The 19,241-nt window shown below is 57.3% G+C and carries 13 protein-coding genes and 1 tRNA gene; 9 read left to right on the forward strand and 5 right to left on the reverse strand.

Translation table 11 applies throughout. The features are described from left to right. The coding region (locus tag LIO64_RS01860) for a hypothetical protein (protein ID WP_290547752.1) at positions 1 to 181 on the reverse strand (181 nt) is incomplete at its 3' end. Positions 182 to 1,050: 869 nt separating this feature from the next. Here LIO64_RS01860 and metH point away from each other — a divergent pair. The 7 genes from metH to LIO64_RS01895 all read left to right on the forward strand — a co-directional run bounded on the left by metH (position 1,051) and on the right by LIO64_RS01895 (position 9,679). After that, positions 1,051 to 4,812 carry a methionine synthase gene (metH, locus tag LIO64_RS01865; protein WP_290547753.1) on the forward strand — a complete coding sequence of 1,254 codons (3,762 nt, stop codon included), beginning with the start codon at positions 1,051 to 1,053 and terminating at the stop codon, positions 4,810 to 4,812. Between the two features lie 30 nt (positions 4,813 to 4,842). After that, positions 4,843 to 5,619, forward strand: a complete 777-nt coding sequence (locus LIO64_RS01870; protein ID WP_290547754.1) for a threonine/serine exporter family protein — start codon at positions 4,843 to 4,845, stop codon at positions 5,617 to 5,619. Continuing rightward, the gene (locus tag LIO64_RS01875; protein ID WP_290547755.1) at positions 5,616 to 6,134 is read left to right on the forward strand and encodes a threonine/serine exporter family protein; all 519 of its coding nucleotides are present in this window, start codon (positions 5,616 to 5,618) and stop codon (positions 6,132 to 6,134) included. The genes LIO64_RS01870 and LIO64_RS01875 overlap by 4 nt, the downstream gene beginning before the upstream one ends. Before the next feature lie 79 nt (positions 6,135 to 6,213). Beyond that, positions 6,214 to 6,288, forward strand: a tRNA-Gln gene (locus tag LIO64_RS01880). Between the two features lie 105 nt (positions 6,289 to 6,393). Further along, entirely contained in the window at positions 6,394 to 6,717 is a 324-nt protein-coding gene (locus tag LIO64_RS01885) for a YbjQ family protein (RefSeq protein WP_290547756.1), read from the forward strand. 397 nt (positions 6,718 to 7,114) lie between these two features. Then, a complete protein-coding gene (locus tag LIO64_RS01890) occupies positions 7,115 to 8,443 on the forward strand; it encodes a homoserine dehydrogenase (protein ID WP_290547757.1) in 1,329 nt (442 codons plus the stop codon). A gap of 18 nt (positions 8,444 to 8,461) precedes the next feature. Next, positions 8,462 to 9,679: an aspartate kinase gene (locus LIO64_RS01895; protein WP_290547758.1), complete on the forward strand. Its 1,218-nt coding sequence runs from the start codon at positions 8,462 to 8,464 to the stop codon at positions 9,677 to 9,679. Between the two features lie 232 nt (positions 9,680 to 9,911). Here the strand turns inward: LIO64_RS01895 and LIO64_RS01900 are convergent, their stop codons facing one another. Then, on the reverse strand, positions 9,912 to 11,264 hold the full coding sequence (locus LIO64_RS01900) for a hypothetical protein (RefSeq protein WP_290547759.1): 1,353 nt from the start codon (positions 11,262 to 11,264) through the stop codon (positions 9,912 to 9,914). 55 nt (positions 11,265 to 11,319) lie between these two features. Next, a complete protein-coding gene (locus LIO64_RS01905; protein ID WP_290547760.1) occupies positions 11,320 to 11,829 on the reverse strand; it encodes a thioredoxin family protein in 510 nt (169 codons plus the stop codon). A gap of 90 nt (positions 11,830 to 11,919) precedes the next feature. Between LIO64_RS01905 and LIO64_RS01910 the strand changes: the two genes are divergently transcribed. Beyond that, on the forward strand, positions 11,920 to 12,654 hold the full coding sequence (locus LIO64_RS01910; protein ID WP_290547761.1) for a TIGR02206 family membrane protein: 735 nt from the start codon (positions 11,920 to 11,922) through the stop codon (positions 12,652 to 12,654). A 103-nt stretch (positions 12,655 to 12,757) separates the two neighbouring features. Here LIO64_RS01910 and LIO64_RS01915 read toward each other — a convergent pair whose 3' ends face one another. Together LIO64_RS01915 and LIO64_RS01920 are read right to left on the reverse strand one after the other, a co-directional pair. After that, the gene (locus tag LIO64_RS01915) at positions 12,758 to 14,131 is read right to left on the reverse strand and encodes a hypothetical protein (RefSeq protein WP_290547762.1); all 1,374 of its coding nucleotides are present in this window, start codon (positions 14,129 to 14,131) and stop codon (positions 12,758 to 12,760) included. A 229-nt stretch (positions 14,132 to 14,360) separates the two neighbouring features. Further along, the gene (locus LIO64_RS01920; RefSeq protein WP_290547763.1) at positions 14,361 to 15,083 is read right to left on the reverse strand and encodes a hypothetical protein; all 723 of its coding nucleotides are present in this window, start codon (positions 15,081 to 15,083) and stop codon (positions 14,361 to 14,363) included. A 424-nt stretch (positions 15,084 to 15,507) separates the two neighbouring features. Between LIO64_RS01920 and LIO64_RS01925 the strand changes: the two genes are divergently transcribed. After that, positions 15,508 to 19,050 (forward strand): adenosylcobalamin-dependent ribonucleoside-diphosphate reductase, encoded by a 3,543-nt coding sequence (locus tag LIO64_RS01925; RefSeq protein WP_290547764.1) that lies wholly within the window; start codon positions 15,508 to 15,510, stop codon positions 19,048 to 19,050. The last annotated feature ends 191 nt before the right edge of the window (positions 19,051 to 19,241 follow it).

The following is a 19,241-nucleotide window of genomic DNA, read 5'->3' on the forward strand; positions in this document are numbered from 1 at the left end:
CGGATTCCAAATCCGTCTTCCATCCGGTGGATTTAGGAGAGTTTATTAAGTTGTCCCAAGAAAAATTCTTTAACGAAGAGAGGTTGGAAATAATTCCTTCCAAGCCGGCATGAGCGATTTTTGCAACCTTGAAACAAACGGAAATAACGGCAAGTTTTTCAGCAACCTGACCATTATTCATTTATTTTATGCATGTTTTATCAATTTTTAAAACTATCTCATTTTAGTTATACACTTATTATTCACATTCTATTGACATTATTTTTTCTCTTCTACCCGAACCAACACTTATTTCCCCCTATGGCAAACCATGAATGAAAATAGAACAAGCATCCGGAAACGGTACAGAAAGGATACACTTTCACCACCTTAAATGGGGAGACTTTCAACTTGCCGGGAAAAACGATGGAACGTGGAATAGGAACCTTGTTTTTCCGGCGCCATCCGCTCTTTTCCGTCCTGGAACACCCTTTCAAAGGACTGGGAACTCTTGGAAGAGCTTGCTTCCTGAACCACTCCCCATGACGACCCGCTATCGCCATGCGTGCTACCAGCCAGTAGCCAGAAGCTCCCGGCCAAGGAAAGACAGCCTCCCTCAGCACCCTTGTTTCCGGGCTTGGCAAGCTTCCTCACCACGGAGTTTCCCCGGGCTTTCCCCGTTTTCCGGGCAATTCAAACAATTCCGCTAACGGATATGGAGAGGAAAGAGTTTCTCCCATCACTCGGGAATAGTCCAAGAGAACCGGGTTTACGCACCGTAACGGAGCATTCCCGGAGTACCCTTGAACAGGTGTTTCCGTGTGTTCTGTGACGAGGAAAGGAAAGGCAACACCCTCGTGCCGTTCCTTTTCCGTATCTCCACAGCCACCTCTCCAGTATACGCCTCTCCTTCTCCTTGAACATGGATTTTCCATTCCTTTCTGAAGAACAGGATGAGAGTAACCAGAGAGATTTCAAAAATGCATGCCTGTGAATGGCTGTTGCCGGAGGGAGCGTGACGCCAATTGTCCTTGTTCCAAACACGAACGAACGGTAGATTTTCCGCGCCGTATGACCAGAGCATCCAGAATCGAACGCCTTGATTATCTGAAAGACCAGTTACGCAAACGGATTGTCATCCTGGATGGCGCCATGGGCACCAATATCCAGAAGTTCAGGCTGGGAGAGGAGGATTACCGCGGCGAACGTTTTGCGGATGCTACACGCTATCCCAACGACCTGAAGAATAACAACGATGCACTGGTCCTGACCAGGCCGGACATCATTCTGAACATTCACCGCCGCTTTCTGGATGAGGGGCATGCGGATATTCTGGAAACCTGCACGTTCGGAGCCACCAGCATCGGCCAGCATGATTATTTCTGGCACCGTCCCGAAGAAGGACGGCACAAGGACCAGGGTTATTTTCAGGAGGTAGTGGACGCCCCGGAGCTGAAGGCCCTGGTCCGGGAATTGAATCTGGCCGCCTCCGCGCTCACCCGCCAGGCGTGTGACGAAGCGGAGGCCGCAGACGGAAAGCCGCGTTTGGTGGCCGGGTCCATCGGCCCCATGCCCGTCACCTGCTCCCTGTCTCCGGACGTAAACGATCCCGGATTCAGGGCCGTGAATTTCCGCCAGCTGAGGCAAGCCTACCGCGACCAGGTGCTGGCCCTGCTGGAAGGCGGCGTAGATATGCTGCTGGTGGAGACGATTTTCGATACATTGAACGCCAAGGCGGCCCTGTTCGCCATTGAAGAGATTTTTGAAGAACAGCCGGATGCCGCCGTTCCGGTCATGGTCTCCGTCACGCTGACGGACAAGGCGGGGCGCACGCTGTCCGGCCAGACGATTGAAGCGTTCTGGAATTCCATCCGCCACGTCCGCCCCTTTTCCGTGGGCATCAATTGCGCCCTGGGGCCGGACCTGATGCGCTCTTTTGCGGAGGAGCTTTCCGGCCTAGCGGACTGCTATGTCTCCATTTACGCCAACGCCGGATTGCCCAATCCGCTCAGCCCCACCGGCTACGACCTCCTTCCGGAGGACATGGCACGGTTCATGAAGGAATACGCATCCCTGGGCCTGCTGAACATCGTAGGCGGCTGCTGCGGCACCACGCCGGAACATATCGGCGCAATTGCGGCGGCCATGGAAGGGCAGCCTCCCCGCGTTCCGGTTTCCCAGAAGCCCGCTCTGCGGCTGTCCGGTTATGAAGCGTACAACCATACGCGGGAGAAGAATACCCTTTTTGTCGGGGAACGCTGCAACGTGGCGGGATCCCCCAAATTCGCGCGCCTGATCCGTGAAGGGAATTATGAGGAGGCCGTCTCCATTGCCCGCCAGCAGGTGGAAAACGGCGCCGTGGTGCTGGATTTCTGCTTTGACGACGGTCTGATTGACGGCCCGGAAGCCATGGTCCGTTTCCTGAATCTCGTTTCAGCGGAGCCGGATATCGCCCGCGTTCCCTTTATGGTGGATTCCTCCAAATGGGACGTGCTGGAGGCGGGCCTTCAATGTATGCAGGGCAAGGGAATCGTGAATTCCATTTCCCTGAAGGAGGGTAAAGAGGAGTTCTTGAAAAAGGCGGCCCTGATTAAAAAGTACGGCGCGGCGGCCGTGGTGATGGCTTTTGATGAAAACGGGCAGGCCTCCAATTACGATGACCGCGTCCGGATCGCCAAACGGGCTTACGACCTGCTGGTGGACCGGGTGCAGTTTCCGCCGGAGGATATTATTTTTGACCCGAACGTGCTGACCGTCGGCACCGGCATTGCGGAACACGCCAATTACGCCCTGGATTTTTTCAAGGCCGCCGGCTGGATTTCCAGCCATCTTCCCCTCACCCACATTTCCGGCGGCATTTCCAATGTCTCCTTTGCCTTCCGCGGCAACAATCCGGTGCGGGAGGCCATGCATTCCGCCTTCCTGTACCACGCCACGCAGCAGGGGCTGGACATGTGCATCGTGAACGCCGGCATGCTGGAAGTGTACGACAATATTCCCAAGGACAGGCTGGAATTGATTGAAGACGTTCTGCTGAACCGGAATCCGGACGCTACGGAACGCCTGACGGAGTATGCGGAAAAGCTGGCGGCGGAAAAGACGCAGGCCGGAACGGAGAAGAAGCCCGTGCAGGCGTGGCGGGAGCAGGACGTCGCCAAACGCCTGGAGTATTCCCTCATCAAGGGCATTACCGAGTTTGTGGATGCGGATACGGAAGAGGCGTTCCAGAAGCTGGGTTCCCCGCTGAATGTGATTGAAGGCCCGCTGATGGACGGCATGAAAGTCGTCGGGCAGCTGTTTGGAGACGGCAAGATGTTCCTGCCCCAGGTGGTGAAGAGCGCCCGGGTAATGAAGCAGGCCGTGGCATGGCTCACCCCGTACATTGAAGCGGACAGCAAGGGCTCCTCCAAGACGGGGAAGGCCGTGATCGCCACCGTGAAGGGGGACGTGCACGACATCGGCAAGAACATCGTGGGCGTGGTGCTGGGCTGCAACGGCTTTGAGATAATTGACCTGGGCGTGATGGTTCATTGCGATACCATTCTGGACCGGGCGGAAGCGGAACAGGCGGACCTGGTGATGCTTTCCGGCCTGATCACCCCTTCCCTGGAGGAAATGTCCCACGTGGCCGCAGAGATGGAGCGCCGGGGGATGACCATTCCCCTCATGGTGGGCGGCGCCACGACGTCCGCCCTGCATACGGCTCTGAAAATCGCTCCCCATTACAAAGGCCCCGTGGTGCATACGGTGGACGCCTCCCAGGTGGTGCCTGCCGCCGCCTCCCTGGTGAGCGAGAAGAAGGATTCCTATATTGCCGCCGTAAAGGCCCGGCAGGAAGAATTGCGCAACAGGCATGAAAACAAGCCCGTCCATGACCTCCTGTCCCTGGAGGAAGCCAGGGAACTGCGCTGGAAAGGGGCGGAGGAAGGTTATCTCCCCCCCGTGCCTGTCCGGCTGGGACCGGTCTCCATCGGCAGCCTGCACAGCTCCGTGAGCTGCGGCTGCTGCAGTGACGGCCCGCGCTATTACGTCACCGTTCAGGAGCTGATTGAACGCATTGACTGGACTCCCTTTTTCCATGCCTGGGAATTGCACGGTTCCTGGAACTGCGCCAGCCAGGAGTTCCGCACGAAGGATCCTTCCAAGGCGGAAGCAGCCGCAGCCCTGTACCAGGACGCCCGCGACCTGCTGGAGCAGGCCATTAAGGAGAACCGCTACCAAGCACGCGGCGTCATCGGTATTTTCCCGGCCAATTCCACGGCCAGCCATGACGACATTACCGTCTGGACGGATGAATCCCGAAGCGTTCCACAGGCCACCCTGCTGACCCAGCGCCAGCAGCTGAACAAGCAGGGGAAGACCCGGCTGGCTCTGGCGGATTTCATCGCTCCTGAAGGGGTGAAGGATTACATAGGGGCCATGGCAGTCAGCATTCACGGTGCCCGGCGCTGGGCGCAGGAGTGGGAGGACAGGAATGATTCCTACCGCGCCCTGCTGGTCAGTTCCCTGGCGGACCGCCTGGTGGAAGCCTTCGCCTCCATCGCCCATGAGAAGCTGCGCATCCTGTGGAATATTCCGGAAGGTTCCGGCGTACGCCCCGCCTGCGGCTATCCCAGCCAGCCGGACCACCAGGAAAAGGAAACGGTGTTCAGCCTGCTCCATGCACAGGAGGAAGCGGGCATGAGCCTGACGGAAACCTGGATGATGCAGCCTGTTTCTTCCGTTTGCGCCCTTGTGTTCTCCCACCCGGAAAGCACCTATTTTTCCGTGGGCGTCACCGGAGAAGACCAGCAGAAGGATTACGCCGCCAGAAGGCGGAATTCCCAACCCTGACAACCTCTCCCTTATTCCGCTTTTCCCTCTATGCAGCACACCGATCAAATACAGGCCCTGTCAGAGTTCCTGCTGGAATACGCCACCACGCTCATGGGGGCGGGAGTGCATACCAACCGCGCCGTGCGCAACATTTCCCGCATCGCCGCCGCATACGGGTACAGCGCGGATATGACCATCTTCCAGCGCAACATCACCATGAGCCTGATCTGCAAGGATGACGAGACGCTGCGCCGCACCTCCGTCCGGAAGCTGAAACCGCTGGCGTTCAACCTGAACCTGATCCAGCAGCTCAGCGAATTGAGCTGGCTTCCGGTGGATAACAACGTCAGCATCACTGAGATGGAACAGGCGTTCCATTCCATCGTGCGCACCAAGAGGTTTTCCCGCTGGACGGACCTGATTCTGGTCAGCATAGGCAACGCCGCCTTCTGCCGCCTGTTCAACGGGGACCTGTGGGCCATGCTCACCGTGTTCGCCGCCACCATGCTGGGCTTTCTGGTCAAACAACAGCTCTCCCGGATGAAATACAATCCGCTGGGCGTGATTATTATTTCCGCCTTCACCGCTTCCATGGCGGCCGCGTGCGCCGTCATTTTCCAGCTCGGCTCCACGCCGCAGATCGCCCTGGCCACCAGCGTGCTGTTCCTGGTTCCCGGCGTCCAGATGATCAACTCCATCATGGACCTGATGCACGGCCACATCCTGATGGGCATTTCCCGCGGCGTCCATTCCATCATGATGATTTCCTGCATCACCATCGGACTTTCCGCAACCATGCTTATCGTAGGAGTAAACAGCTTATGAGTCCGGATTTCCTTTCCTCCATCCTCCTGGACGGCCTGATGGCCGCCATCGCCGCCACGGGGTTTGCCGTCATTTCCAATCCGCCCAAGCGCGCCATTGCCGTCTCCGCCCTGCTGGCGGCCATCGGCCACGCCTTCCGCTTTTACATGCTCCATTCCTGGTCCATTGACATTTCCAGCGCTACGTTCATCGCCGCCTTCACCATAGGCATGCTGGGCGTCATGACGGCTAAACTCGTAAAATGCCCGGCGGAAATTTTCGCCTTCCCCTCCCTGCTGCCGATGATTCCGGGCGTATATGCCTACAAGACCATCCTGGCCCTGATGCAGTTCATGCAGGAGAACCAGGACACGGCCACCATGAACCGGCTGATCATAGACATCTGCAAGAACGGCATCACCGCCTTCTTCATCATCTTCTCCCTGGTGATCGGAGTTGCCATTCCCATGCTGATGTTCAAACGGTTGAGCTATACCCGCATCATCAAGCCGGAACATTGCCCCCCAAACCCCTGAATCAGGGCATTTTTCTCTTGCCAGACCACGCCCCGTGTGGTTTACTACGCCCCGCAACGGCAGCAATGCCAGTGCAGACAGCCCCATAGTGTAATTGGTAACACACCTGATTTTGGTTCAGTATTTCTAGGTTCGAGTCCTGGTGGGGCTGCCAATCCTCCTTCTTTTCAAGGAGGTTTTTTAATGGCCTTTTGTCCCCGGAACCGGGCCGTTCCCTATTTGCTTGAGTTCAGGAGGCATACCGCGGTAATTTGTTTGCATGTATATCAGTACCCTTGAAACCACTCCGGGCCATTCCATTGAACGGGTCCTGGGCTATGCCACCGGAAACGCCGTAAAGGCGCGCCATGTAGGTTCCGATGTAATGGCAAGCTTAAAGAGCATTGTAGGAGGAGAGATCAAACAATACTCCGACCTTATGAATGATACGCGTTCCCTGGCCGTCGAACGGCTGAAGGAAAACGCCCTGAAGATGGGAGCCAACGCCGTCATTGGCCTCCGCTTTGCCAGCAGCGAGATTTCCCCCGGACTCAGTGAACTGCTGGCTTACGGTACGGCAGTTGTTCTGGCGAACCCTTCATGAATCTGCGGGGACTGAATTTCCCGGGTTCCTGACTATCCAATCGCAAGGAGAGCCGCACCGCCGGGAATAAGGGGTTCCCGCCCCTTATAAAACCACGGCCAGCCCATAAAAAAGAGAAACTTCCCTTCCCCTGCGCTTCGGAAAGGGTTTCTGCCTGAAGGCCGGTAAACCGGACAAGCCCGGTTGGATGGCAAGCGTAGCGTGAAACCCGCAGGGTGAGTGAATCCACAGGATGAACGAATCAAACCTTCGTTCCCAGGTGACGGCGGTCAGGTCATCTCCGGGCATCAATGCTTCTCCCTTGTTTCCACATCCTCCGGACGGCGGCCATGCAACATTCCGGGACGGTAAAAGCTCTTGCGTTACAGGGATTTTTTTGCATAATCGCCCCGCAGGAATGACGGAAAAACCTATACAACTTGGGCTTGCAGGACTGGGAACGGTCGGTTCCGGCGTGTATGAAACGCTGTGCCGCAATCATGCCCTTCTGGAAGCCCGGAGCAAGATTCCTTTCAGGATCAAGCGCATTGCCGTCCGCAACGTGGAAAAACCCAGGGAGACCGCCGTTCCACGGGAATTGCTGACGGACGACTGGCATGACCTGGTGAATGATCCGGAAATAGACATCGTCATTGAACTGATCGGCGGCACGCGCCAGGCTTACGACCTGGTGACGCTGGCCCTCCACGCCGGGAAACCCGTCGTCACGGGAAACAAGGCGCTTCTGGCCGAATATGGGGCGGAGATTTTCAAGCTTTCCGCGGAAATGGGGACGCCCATTTATTTTGAAGCCTCCGCCGGAGGCGGCATCCCCATCATCCAGAGCTTGCAGAATTCCCTCATCTGCAACCATATCAACTCTATTGTAGGCATCATCAACGGAACGTCCAATTACATCCTTTCCGCCATGGGGGAACACGGAGCCGATTATGAGGACGCCCTGGTCCAGGCCCAGAAGCTGGGCTTTGCGGAAGAAGACCCTTCCCTGGACGTCAACGGCTGGGACGCCGCCCACAAGGCCCTCATCCTGGCAATGCTGGCGTATGGAACCACCATTTCCCCGGACAAGATCTACGTCAGCGGCATTGAAAACATCACCAGCAGGGATTTCGAGTTCGCCAAGAAGCTGGGATACACCATCAAGCTTCTCGTCGTCATCCGCTACCACGAAGGGCAGGAAGACGCCCTGGAACTGCGCGTCCAGCCCTGCTTTGTCCATGACTGGCACATCCTGGCCTCCGTCAATGGCGTGTTCAACGCCATCTCCGTCAATGGAGACATTGTAGGGGAAACGCTGTTCTACGGACGCGGGGCGGGCAAGAATCCAACGGCCTCCGCCGTCATCAGCGACGTCATCACCGCCATGCGCGAAAGCCGCTACCCGGAATACCACACGGGGTTCAATCCGTACGCCAAGTCCTGCGGAGTCATGCACATCAATGATACGGTCACTCCGTATTACGTCCGCTTCCAGGTGGCGGACCGGCCCGGCGTCATTGCGGAAATAGCCCGCATCCTCGCCACCTTCGGGATCGGCATTTCCGCTACTTCTTCCGCTCCCAGCCACATTGCTGAAGACGGAGCCCCCTGGAACGACCTCGTTTTCATCCTCCATTCCTGCCCGTGGGGCCAGCTCCAGAAGGCCCTGGAGGAAATTGCCCGGATTTCCTGCGTGGCGGCGGATCCCCGCGTACTCCGCATTGAACACCTTCTTCCTCAATCCTAACCCACATCATCCTGTTACATGGCTCTTATCGTCCAAAAATTCGGGGGCAGCTCCGTCGGCACCATTGACCGCATCCGCAATGTGGCACGCCGCATCCATGATACTGCCAGGGACGGCAACCAGGTGGTAGCCGTCGTTTCCGCCATGAGCGGCGTGACGGACAAGCTGATCGGCCTGGCCAAAGAACTGTCCGAAACCCCTTGCGAACGTGAACTGGACGTGCTGATGGCCACCGGCGAACAGCAGTCCATCGCCCTGCTCTGCATGGCCCTTCACGAGCTGGGGGAAAAAGCCATGTCCTTCACGGGGGCACAGGCGGGCATTACCACCTTCGGCTCCCATACGCGCGGCCGCATCCACAGCATTGCCCCCACGCTGATGAACAAGTACCTGATGGAAGGCAACATCCTCATCTGCGCCGGGTTCCAGGGGGCCACGGAAGAAGGAATGGTCCAGACGCTGGGCCGGGGGGGATCCGACCTTTCCGCCATCGCCATCGCGGCCGCGCTGAAAGCGGACGTGTGCCAGATTTTTACAGATGTGGACGGCGTATACACCTGCGATCCCCGCGTGGTGAAAGACGCCAAAAAAATACAAACCCTTTCATATGACGAGATGCTTGAAATGGCATCCAACGGTTCCAAGGTGATGCAGTCGCGCTCCGTGGAATTCGCCAAAAAATTCGGCGTCGTCTTTGAAGTTCGCAACTCCATGAACAACAACCCCGGTACAATCGTGCAAGAAGAAACTCCCTCCATGGAAGCCGTCGTCATCCGCGGCATTTCCATTGACCGCAACCAGGCCCGCGTCACCATCACCGGCATTCCGGACCAGATCGGCTACACGGCCCAGGTCCTGGGCGCCCTGGCTGAAGCGGAAATCAATCTGGACATGATTCTGGCCAATACGGCGCATGACGGCTACGTTCGCCAGTCCTTCACCATGCCCTCCAATGAACTGGGCCGCGCCCAGGCCGCCCTCAAGCCGGTCATGGCCGCCCTCGGCTCCACCGTGAAGGTGGAAACGGAAGCGGGCCTTGCCAAGCTTTCCCTGGTGGGCATCGGCATGCGTTCCCACTCCGGCGTAGGAGCTACCGCATTCAAGGCCCTGGCGGATGCCAACATCAAGACGGGCATGATTTCCACTTCGGAAATCAAGATTGCCGTGATGGTGGACGAGTCAGACATTGAGGAAGCGGCCCGGGTGGTGCATAAGGCATTTAACCTGGGGGCATAATTCCACCGCCCTACCTCCAGCCCTTTTTCAAAACCGGTTCACGTTTTCGTGGACCGTTTTTTTTAACGTGTTTTCCTGCGTCCGAACCAAACCGGGAAAAAGACGGAACAAAAGAAACCGGGGAATATCATCTCCCGCCATGCCCGTTCTTTTACAAGGGGCGGGCCCCCTTATTCCCTGCGTATGGATTCAAGCCGGATACGGAATCACCATTTTACCGCTGTCATAAGAATCAGGAGTGAGGGGGAACCGGATTAGGCACCTTGATGGGGGAGGAAGTGTACATGCCATGTCCCGGTGTTCCAACAGCGCCGGAGGTGGAAAACGTAGCCTTCACAAATACATGGGAATCACGGGAATAAATACGCCAGTCCGGACAGGAATACTTGATAAGAGCCGCCGTGCTTTCCCCCGGTTCCAGCGTCTCCTCAGGGAGGAAATCATCCCCGGCAGCAGACAAGTCCCAGGCAGAGGCAAAAGGTTCAAGGTGCACTTCACACAAGTTGTTGCATGTGAAACGGCCGTCACTGGAGAACCGGAGAATGACATTGCCCCATCCCTGTTCCAGCCTCACCGGTTTGCCGCTTGCGTTTTTCAGTGTTAAAATAAACTCCATATCTCCCGGAGCGGGACTTCCAAGGCTTTCCAGAGTAACGGATACGGCAGCCGTGGAATCTTCCCACGGTTCCGGATAAAGAAGAACGGCATTGTCTCCGCGGCTGAGCCATGCTTTTCCCTCCACGATGATGATGTCTTCCCCAAAACGCGTCCAGATCTGCCGGACCGTTTCACCTCCCAAAGAATTCACCACCTCAAAAGATGAGCACAATCTCATGGATTCTTTTTTCCCCACCTTGCCCGAATCTACCTGAACAAGATTTTCAAAGGAGCAGGCAGAGTCATAGCCCATGGGAACAGAAGAACTTTTTCCCGTCATAGGATCAAGTATCATCCAAACTCTTTTCCGTTCATCATCCCTGGTTACTCCCCGGAATTCCAGCAAGCCCTGATGATCCGGGAAAGGAGTCACTGACTCCAGCTTGTACCTGTCTTCCCCGTCCCAGGAAATGCGCTTCGCCTTTTCCTTCTTGTCCGGAAAGAAATAAATGCGTCCTTCCGCCTGCACCATTCCCAGAATTCTGTCAAACCGTCCCCAATAGGGAGTATAGGAGTCATTTCTAAGGGGAAGATACCGTTCCGAATCATTGGCCAGCATTCCATTTTTCATTCCATGCCCGGAAGGAAATGTCTTCATGACATCAAGAATTTTCTGCGGAGGCAGAAGGCGCACCAGGGAAAACGGATGCACGGGGTCTTTTTCCCGCTTGTACGCAAAAAAACCTTTTATAAACTGTTCACAGTAAGTGTCGTTATCATCTTGGCTGTGCAGGATGGAGTAAGCCACGTAATCGGGAGATTCCGGCGTCCATGCCCTGCTTTTCAGCAAAGCTCCGGTTTCTTCATCCACGGAATAAACGGCAATTTCCTTCCACGGGGGGGATTCCCGGACATCCGGGCACGGAAACGCATCACTGGCGGCCATAAAAGACGCCACGGCAAAAGGCAGAAAAAACAGGGCTTTCATACAGGGAGAGGGTTGTCTCTCCTATATCATGCCAAGGCGCTCCCGGACAATCCTTTTATTGCACCCGTATTGTCTGCTCAATCAGTTCGTTGAGGCGGGGAGCGGCAACGCCGCCAACCATTTCCTTCAACTTCATGCCTTCCAGGTACAGGACCGTTAGAGGAACGGCTTCCAGATGGTACTTGCGCGCTACATCCGGATAGGAGTCTGCATCAATCAACACGGCAAACGCCTTGCCGTCCTGCTTCTCGGCATAGGATTTAACCGCCTCAACGTAATCCATGGCCGGCCGGCTCCAGGGAGCGTAAAAGACAATCAGCACGTTGCGGCCGGAAAGCTCCGTCAGCTGCCGCATGTCCTCCCCCTTGTAATCCATCCACGCAGGAGCTTTCTTTTTAGGTTCTGCCGAAGGAAGGATTTTTTTTGGCGGATCAAACGTCCTTTCCAAAGGCCGCGGAGCGGGCTTCTTCTCCGCATAGCGGGCGCGGCGTTCGCCGGAATCGTCGCATCCGGTCAAACCGGCCATCAGCAAACCGCTGACCAAGATGAACAAGCCCTGTTTCATTCCACGGGCAAGTATGCCCGGAGAAGGCGAATTTGCAAGACTGAAACCCGTCCCTGCTTTTCACGTTGCCCCATCCCCACTTTCTCTGTTATGATGACCTTTAACATGAATGGCGTCCCTCCACTGGAATTTGCAGGGGTTTCCCACTGGGCGGCTTTGGCCGTTCTCCTGGCGGCGGGAATGTGCATCGTGGAACTGGGCCAGTCCTACAAGAAAACCGTCAGGAACCGCACTACGTTCTGGCTCGGCATCGCCTGCCTGTTCACCCTGGTTCCGGACCTGGCCGCCATGATGGCGGATGAACCGGAGAAGAGCTGGACATGGATGCTTCCCCTGCATTTCTGCTCCGTCATGCAGGTGCTCTGCGCCCTGAGCCTGTGGATTCCATCCCGCCTGCTGCGGTCCGTGGTATATTACTGCGTGCTGTGCGCCACCCTCCAGGGGCTGATAACCCCTTCCGTAGCCCATGACTTCCCGTCCTGGACGTATTTTGCCTTTTTCCTGTCCCACGGCGTGACCGTCATCACGGCCCTTTACCTGCCGCTGGCGCTGGAATGGAAGCCGGCGCGCTGGGATTTCCTGTGGGCTCTTCTGCTGGCCAACGTGTATCTGGCCGTCATTTACCCCGTCAACAAGCTCCTGGAAACCAATTACGGGTTTACCATGTCCACGCCCGAGGGCGGTTCCGTACTGGACCTGCTCGGGCCATGGCCATGGTACCTGCTGTGGATGCAAATTCCGGCGCTCGTGCTGATGTACCTGCTCACGCTTCCTTTCCGCCATTATCCCAGGGGCCGCGCAGGCAGCTCCCTGTTCCGTCATTGAGAAACCGTGCTTTCCGCAGCGGGCCGTTCCACCGGAACGGCAGTGGAAAACGAAAGGCGCAAACCTTCCCGTTCCGGTAAGGAAAACAGCCAGGCGTAACCTCCTATTTAACAACCGGCTTGAGAATGCCCAGGTAGGTGTCCGCCGTTCCGGTTCCGGGATAAATGGAATCTATCCTGATCTTGATGGTGCGGACAGGCTGCCTGTAGTACGGAGGCACGACGATCTGGGGCGTCCAGTCATCCCGCAGCGTGGCGTCAAAGGTATAATCCCCGTTCAACGTCACCTGGATGCCTTTGGGACGGCCGAACATGGAATAGGCAATGTTCGGGTGGCGCCGCGCTTCCGTATCCCTTTCCGGGTTGGTCACCGGAGAAATGCCGGTTTCCAGCATGATGCCCAGCAGCCGTCCCGGATTTTTAAGATTGATCTCCAGCGTTTCCCCCTGGCCGTCTCCGGAAACGCCTTCCGCCCAATATCCGGCCCCGTTCTTCAGGTTGTCCGGGGAACATGGGGCGCCATAAGGATCCTTGTCCAGGGTGGAACTGGCCTTGATATCGTATTGGTCCGTCAAGGTTCCCTTTTCACCGCGGATGGTCACCCGGCCGTCCTTGTCCAGCACCCAGCCGGGTCCGGGCGTCAGCACCACGGAAGGAGCATAGGGTCTGCCGTCCGCCCCCAGCAGGGACCAAGTATAAACGCCCTTGGGAGTAGTCACAATGGATTTGGCATCCGCAGAAGGGTCCAGCTTGACGGACTGGTTGGTCATTTCAGAGCTGTACACGTTCACCATGGCCTTGGGTGTGCCTCCCGTCCAGGTCATCACCGGAGACGTGAGAAGCGTCAGACGGGGTTCCCCCATCCTGACTTTCGGTTCGGGGGTGATGACCACGTCCTGTGTATAAGGAACGGCAAACTGGAAGGAAAGCACGTGGGTTCCCGCCTTGTTCGGCACCTGGGCTACCAGCCAGTGGGTGATTCCGGCAACGGAGGCCATGGTGGGGGCATCCGCCTGAAGGTGCCGCCCTTCCACCAGGGAAAAATCACACTTCAAATCGTCCACGGACGTCACCACGTCCTGCACCGCCTTCGTGAAGGGAAGGTTGCGAATGGGTTCCGTCCTGGCGGCATTGGCCTGTTCATCCGGAGGATCATACTGGAACGGCACGCCCACGGAGATCGTCTTGCCCTTCACGCCCTTGGGTATGTCCAGAGCGCAGGTGTAAATCAGAAAGGCCTGGTGCTGCTTCAGGGAAACGGTAACGTCCAGGGCGTCCAGACGGATTCCATCCGCCTGCGTTAAATCCATGGGCACCGGCAAGCCGGGCACCGGGGCAATGCATTGAAGAGAGACGTCGCGCGGCTGGGTCTGCTGCGCCTTTTCCGTCGTGGTCTGTTTATTATTCCCGGGGTCCACGGCCATGCCCGGCATGCAGCACACGGCTCCGGTCAGCCAGATCAGGGTAGCCAATCTCATGGCCGTTAAAATAACGCTTCGCCTTCCGTTCATCAAGGCTCATTTGAAGCACCGGGAAAAGGCCTCCCCTCCCTTCCGCCTCCCTGCTTGGAAAATAAAAAAGAGCCGCCTGATCCCACCGTCATAATCAGAAATTTCCCGGTCTTCCCTCCAGGAACGGCCGTTCATCCCTGGCAGGAAATTCATTTCTCCATTAGAACCTTTGCCGCATTTTTTGGAAAGTCCCCGTTCAATGCATGGCCCGGTAGCGCGATTTCAGCTTCCCTTCCGCAAAAAAGGAAACAGGCACCTGGAAGCCTTCCACGAATACGACAGGCTTTTCCGGCCGTAATTCCGTGCCGATCACCTCTTCCATGGTATAAAACCTTGTTTCTTCCCTCATTTCTTTCCGTACCGGGGCCTGTTCGCTATCACTGCAATCGGGAGAGAAGAGCACATACCTGATGAACAGGAATCCTATGTTTCTCCCGACTTCATCAAGGGAATGGAACGTTTTTCCACGGTAGTGGAAATTGTACATGGGCACTGATCCCTCCGGACAAACCGTTTTTACCATGACAAGCGTGTCTCCCAGGGCTTCCTCCAATCCGGAACGATCCACCGGGACCTTTCCCCGTCCGGAAAAGCAGGAAAAACCGCCATCAAGCATGCAGGGCACGCGCATCAAGCGTCCGGCTTCATACTTCCATTGATACAGGCTGTTTTCCTGAAACGGAGGCTGAAGCCACAGCTCATTACCCTGAACCTTCTCTTTTCCTTCCAGACAGATGCGGGGCATGGAAAAATCGTTCCAGATTCCGGGGAGACGGGTTCTGACCTCATCAGGATAAATTGGTTGAAGGTCCGGGTTGCCAGAAACATGGCGGCAGTCTGCCGCTTCATGCCGGGGAGAGCCGGAAAGGCCGGGGCCAACCAGGCAGAAAATCAGAAAGGGCAGTAGAGGGAGTTTCATGGCAGCTATCAATGTAGATCATTCATTTACAGAAATCAATAGGCATTTCCCATTACCGGAAGTATTCCCTGAAATATCCGCCATGTTCCGTTCTTCGGTCCCGTCAACTCCCTTTTGTTACCGGGAGTTTTCCACGAAAGAAATACTTCCAGGAGGGCCGCTGAACGTCCTGCAGGCAGAGGTGCGTCAAGTAAAAAAAAGGGGCCTCAAAACAGACAAAAAAAATTCACGCAAGACAGGAGCAAAATTTCTCGGAAACAAGCCCAAAACACAACATGTGGTATACATAAAAAAAGACTGTACAATATTTCCTTTTCATCTCGATTATTTTTCAGTAGATAATGCAAACGCTATGCGCCGCTCACCACTGCGGCGAAGCACCACTTCACGGGAGGCATCCCCAACGATTTCTATTTCGCAAGCCATGACTACTGACAACTCGCAAACTACTCTCAAACTACGCACCGGACAGGAAATCATCCTCCCCCAGAGGAAAGACCTGCTGGGCGGTTTGAAATTCACCAGAAGATTTTCCCACAATGAAGTCCATCCCTATGATGAAGTGGACTGGACGCGCCGCGACGTCCGCATCATGGATTGGAAAACCGGCAAGACCATTTATGAGCGCCTGGGTCTGGAAGCTCCCGCCCACTGGGATGACAACGCCGTCAAAATCACGGCGGACAAGTACCTCTTCGGCAGTGAACCGGGTTCCCTGGAATATGAAGACAGCTTCCGCAACATTTACGACCGCATTTCCAACACCTACACCGTATGGGGATGGGAGGAAGGCTACTTCGCCACGCTGGAGGACGCGGAGATTTTCAACGAGGAAATCAAGGCCATGCTCGTGCAGCAGATCTGGGCGCCGAATTCCCCCGTCTGGTTCAACATCGGCCACTGGGAACAGTGGCGCTGGGGCCGCCCGGACCTGCGGGAAAATTATACCGGCCACGGCAACAAGGCCTACCACACCAAGGGGACCAAGAACAACCTGAAAACCTTCACGGTCCAGTCCACTTATGAATATCCCCAGTGCTCCGCCTGTTTCCTGACGGAAGTGGGGGACAGCATGGAAGACATCCTGGACCACCTCACCACGGAAGGCCGCATCTTCGCGTCCGGTTCCGGCGTGGGCATCAACCTGTCCACCCTCCGGTCATCCCGGGAGCCCATCAGCGGCAAGGGCCGCTCCTCCGGCCCCATTTCCTTTGACCGCGGCTGGGACCGCATGGCCGGGGCCATCAAGTCCGGCGGCAAGACGCGCCGCGCCGCGCGCATGGTGCTGATGTTCAGCGACCACCCGGACATTTTTGAATTCATCAGCACGAAGAACCGCCAGGAAGACATCGCCAAGGTGATCCTGCGCGAACACAACGTGCATGTGGAACTCAAGCAGATTGCGGAAACCAAACTGGTGGCCGGAACCCCGGCGGAAAAAGCCGCCGCGCGCCTCATTCTTTCCCTGCCCCTGGCTACCCGGAACAGCTTTGACCCCCACATGGACGCCCTCCTGTACGGGGAAACGCTCTCCCACCAGAACGCGAACCATTCCGTCTCCCTGAAGGGGGATTTCTGGCAGGCGCTCGCCAACAACGGCAATACCTACACGCGCTGGGTCACGAACCCCGCCCACATTGAACAGACCTTCCGCGCCCAGGAACTGCTGGAAGCCATGGCAAAGTCCATCTGGGACAACGGGGAACCCGGCGTGCACAACAATGACGTGATCAACCTGTGGAACCCCGTCAAGTCCATCGGTTCCATCACCACGTCCAACCCCTGCTCCGAATACGTCTTTCTGAACAACACGAGCTGCAACCTTTCCTCCTTCAACGCCTACCGCTTCCTGACGGAGGGCGAAGACGGCAAGCCCGTCTTCGATGCGGACGCCCTGACCCACGCCGCCCGCCTGGCGATGGTCTGCGCAGACCTGAACGTGGAACGCGGCGGCTTCCCGATTGAAGAGATTGCGGAAGGCACCTACAAGTACCGCACCACCGGCATCGGCTTCGCCAACGTAGGCGGTTCCCTGATGGCCCTGGGCGTTCCGTACGATTCCGACGAAGGCCGCTGGATTGCCTCCCAGCTTTGCAGCGCCCTGACGGCGGCCTGCTGGACGGCTTCCGCGGAAATGGGAGCGGAACTGGGTTCCTACGTGGAATACCCCGCCAGCAAGAAAGACCTGCTGGCCGTGCTGCGCCTGCACCATGCAGCCCAGAAACTGGCTACCGCGCTGCCTGTCCAGAAAGACGCCAAAAGCCTGGACGACCTGATTGAAAATATCATTGCCAACGCCGGAGGAATACTGCCGGAAGCGCAGGGGCTGACCGCCTCCTACGCCCTGCACGCCTACCTGAAGAGCTTCAAAGCCCCCACCATGATGAACAAGGAGCGCATCGCCCCCGCCGCCAAGCTGGCGGAAGCCGCTTCCGGCATGTGGGCCAAGGTAGCCAAGGCCACCGCCCACCGCAACGCCTTTGTTTCCGTGATGGCCCCCACAGGCACCATTTCCGCCCCCCTGGGCTGCTACGATGAAGGCACCACCTCCATTGAACCGGACTATACGCTGGTGAAATGGAAGCAGCTTGCGGGCGGCGGCTCCCTGAAAATGTTCAACCGCCTGGCTCTGGAAGGACTCCGTTCCCTGGGCTATCCGGAAGACTTCGTCAATGAAGCAGCTCTGGAAGTGGCAGGCCTGGACGGCCTGATTTCCGCCTTCCAGGGGAACATGGATTCCGTGGTGAACCAGCTCATCGTGGATCCCTGCAATGACCAGGCCGGCCCCGTGCGCCTCGCGTGGCGCCGCCTGCTCTCCGGCACGGAGTCCCGCAGTGAAATTCAGGAAAAGGTGGCCTACATCAGCAATCCGGCCAACATGTCCGTGCTGACGGCGGACGAACTCACCGTCATCAACGGCGCCGCTCACATTGAATCCATTCCGTGGCTGGACAAGAAAGACCTGCCGGTCTTTGACTGCGCCGCCACCAACGGCAACGGCATCCGGGCCATCTCTCCCGCCGGCCACGTGCTGATGCTGGGCGCTCTGCAGCCCTTCATTTCCGGCGCGTGCTCCAAGACGGTGAACATGCCCGTCTCCGCCAGCGTGCAGGAAATCTACGACTCCCTGATCATGTCCCACGACCTGGGCGTGAAGTGCATCGCCATCTTCCGCGCCGGTTCCAAGGCGAACGCCGTTTACGTGGTGGACACGCCGGAAACCCGCATGTTCAAGGCCAACCACGTGTGGGAACAGCTGGTGAACGCCGGGTCGGACGCCATTGACGAGATCATTGCGGAAGCGTCCAAGCCGCGCCAGCGCAAGCTGCCCGGCCGCCGCCTGGGCCAGACCGTGAAATTCTCCGTGGGAGGCCAGCTGACGGGTTACCTGACGGTGGGCGTCTATGCGGACGGCACTTGCGGGGAAGTCTTCGGACGCCTGGGCCAGGTGGGTTCCTTCGCCTCCGGCATGTTTGAGGCGTACTGCAAGCTGCTTTCCACGGCCCTTCAGTTCGGCGTGCCGCTCAAGGAAGTGGTCAAGGGCTTCCGTAATTACTCCTTTGAACCCTCCGGCTTCTGCCGCGTGGGGGACGATACGGAGGCGGATACCTGCACGGAAATCCGCTCCTGCGCCTCCGTGGTGGACCTGATCGCCAAGATTCTGGCGTGGCTCTTCCCGGAAAGCAACGGCTACCGCCTGCGGGACGTGTTCTCCATTCCGAGCGTCAGCCTGCCCGGACAGGCGCCGGACACTACGGTGAGCGTGCTGCCGCCCCGCATCATCACTACTCCGGTCCAAGTGGAAACTCCCGCTCTGCCGGAAGTTCCCGCCGGGAAGGTTCCGGAAGGGACTATGCTTAACGGAGCCTCCCTCTGCCCCCAGTGCCATTCCCTGGCCTACGTCCAGGACGGCAAGTGCAAATCCTGCCGCTCCTGCGGCTATAAGGACGGCGGCTGCGGGGAATAAACGCTAAACGGATATTCCCGTACCCACTCTTTCCAGGCGGCACCCGGCCAGCTCCCGGGTGCCGCCTTGTTGATTAACGGAGAACCGCATTTCCCCGGTTACGGGAAAGTCTGGGGTAGCACTGCATGGCCGCTTTCCCGGCAGGCACCAGTCATTTTCCGCCCGCGGCGGCACCTCCAACTCATCAGAAA

Origin of the sequence: Akkermansia sp. (genome assembly GCF_020860705.1) — a bacterium.
Taxonomy (GTDB): domain Bacteria; phylum Verrucomicrobiota; class Verrucomicrobiia; order Verrucomicrobiales; family Akkermansiaceae; genus Akkermansia.